The sequence below is a fragment of the Salinimicrobium oceani genome (genome assembly GCF_012037645.1).
In genome coordinates this window covers 1-445 of record NZ_JAAVJR010000650.1, presented here as the reverse complement: position 1 = coordinate 445, position 445 = coordinate 1, and the positions used below count along the sequence as shown (strand labels likewise).

1 protein-coding gene is annotated in these 445 nt (G+C 47.2%); it reads left to right on the top strand.

All coding sequences use genetic code 11. From position 1 onward, the window contains the following. A partial coding sequence (locus HC175_RS18710; protein ID WP_438865964.1) for a carboxyl transferase domain-containing protein occupies positions 1 to 445 on the top strand: 445 nt, incomplete at its 3' end.

Here is a 445-nt window from a genome sequence, read left to right as displayed (position 1 = left end):
ATTCAGAAACGGGAAATAGCCCGTTCGGGAGGCGGTCAAAAACGTATTGACGCCCAGCATGAAAAAGGAAAATTAACGGCACGTGAAAGGATAGATATCCTTCTGGATGAAGGCAGCTTTCAGGAATTCGACATGTTTGTCACACACAGGTGTACCAATTTCCATATGGAAAAGAATAAGGTGCTGGGGGACGGAGTGGTTACAGGTCATGGGACTATAGATGGTCGGGTGGTTTATGTTTTCTCCCAGGATTTCACGGTTTTTGGAGGTTCTCTTTCTGAAACCTTCGCCCAAAAAATCTGTAAGATCATGGATATGGCCATGAAAGCCGGAGCCCCGCTCATTGGAATCAACGACAGCGGTGGTGCCCGTATCCAGGAAGGGGTTACTTCTCTTGCAGGTTACGCTGAGATCTTTGAGCGCAACATTTTAGCATCGGGAGTAA